The 1,393-nt window shown below is 53.4% G+C and carries 3 protein-coding genes; all 3 read left to right on the forward strand.

Features of this window, described 5'->3' with window-relative positions:
• Window positions 1-203: 203 nt before the first annotated feature.
• On the forward strand, window positions 204-632 hold the full coding sequence (gene rplM / locus ACRESJ_RS32595; protein WP_003228062.1) for a 50S ribosomal protein L13: 429 nt from the start codon (window positions 204-206) through the stop codon (window positions 630-632).
• A 14-nt stretch (window positions 633-646) separates the two neighbouring features.
• Window positions 647-1,039 carry a 30S ribosomal protein S9 gene (rpsI, locus tag ACRESJ_RS32600; protein ID WP_431761585.1) on the forward strand — a complete coding sequence of 131 codons (393 nt, stop codon included), beginning with the start codon at window positions 647-649 and terminating at the stop codon, window positions 1,037-1,039.
• Window positions 1,040-1,307: 268 nt separating this feature from the next.
• Window positions 1,308-1,393 (forward strand): ubiquinol-cytochrome c reductase iron-sulfur subunit N-terminal domain-containing protein (locus ACRESJ_RS32605; RefSeq protein WP_368805957.1); only part of this gene is annotated, 86 nt, incomplete at its 3' end.

Below are 1,393 nucleotides of genomic sequence, written 5' to 3' on the forward strand. Positions count from 1 at the left end.
TATTTTTCGCAATCTGCATAATTGCGCACCTCTTTCTGCAGTGGAAGTGATGCGCCGCCGCCGAAGAATCTTGCCGTTGAACGGACGCGCCGACCCGAGCCCCCGAAAGCGTCTGTATCCGGCTGCCTTTGACTTGTCAAAGTACGCACTATTCAGTAAGATCCGCCGTCTAATTTACAGGGCGGCCCCTGAGGCTATAAAGAATGAAAACTTTTACTGCTAAACCGGAAACAGTAAAGCGCGACTGGTTTGTCGTCGACGCTGCTGGTCAGACCCTGGGTCGTCTGGCCACCGAAATCGCGAGCCGTCTGCGTGGCAAGCACAAGCCTGAGTACACTCCTCACGTTGACACCGGCGACTACATCGTCGTAATCAACGCTGAGCAGATCCGTGTTACCGGTGCTAAAACCACTGACAAAATGTACTACTCCCACTCCGGTTTCCCGGGCGGCATCAAGTCGATCAACTTTGAAAAGCTGATCGCCAAGGCCCCTGAGCGCGTGATCGAGACCGCGGTTAAAGGCATGCTGCCTAAGAACCCGCTGGGTCGCGACATGTACCGTAAGCTGAAAGTCTATGCGGGCGCTGCACACCCTCATACTGCTCAGCAGCCCCAAGAACTGAAGATTTAACGGAATAGTTCATTATGTCGGCGACTCAAAATTACGGCACTGGCCGTCGCAAGACCGCAACCGCACGCGTTTTCCTGCGTCCGGGTACTGGTAACATCTCCATCAACAACCGTTCGTTGGAAACCTTCTTCGGCCGCGAAACTGCCCGCATGGTAGTTCGTCAGCCGCTGGAGCTGACTCAGACTGTCGAGAAATTCGATATCTACGTCACCGTGATCGGCGGTGGTGTAAGTGGTCAAGCTGGCGCAATCCGCCACGGTATCACTCGCGCTCTGATGGACTACGACGAAACTCTGCGCAGCGCTCTGCGTAAAGCTGGCTTCGTAACCCGCGATGCTCGTGAAGTTGAACGTAAGAAAGTTGGTCTGCGTAAAGCGCGTAAGCGTCCGCAGTACTCGAAGCGTTAATTCGCTTCCACGTTCAAAAAAGAACGCCCAGTTTCCTCACGGAGCTGGGCGTTTTTTTGTGGGTGCGATTTATCAAAGAATTGCGCTGTGACAACTTGCCACATCCGTAGAGGCCCTATACTACAAGGCTTGGGAGTGGTGCCTCAGGGTAATTACCTTGTCAGAATTGGGGCTTTTCATTACCATTCGGCAAAATTTTTATAAGTACAGAGTTTTACTTAGTAGATGCCTGATTTAACAGGCCACAAAGCTGATGGGAGAGGACTGAATGAGCAATGACGGCGTGAATGCAGGCCGGCGTCGCTTCTTGGTAGCAGCCACATCCGTGGTGGGTGCTGCAGGAGCGGTGGGGGC

Source organism: Pseudomonas sp., from assembly GCF_050739655.1.
Lineage (GTDB): Bacteria > Pseudomonadota > Gammaproteobacteria > Pseudomonadales > Pseudomonadaceae > Aquipseudomonas.

Excerpts from the sequence above, each read along its gene's own strand:
- rpsI (WP_431761585.1), top strand. The coding sequence starts at position 647 with ATGTCGGCGACTCAAAATTACGGCACTGGCCGTCGCAAGACCGCAACC.
- rplM (WP_003228062.1), top strand. The coding sequence starts at position 204 with ATGAAAACTTTTACTGCTAAACCGGAAACAGTAAAGCGCGACTGGTTT.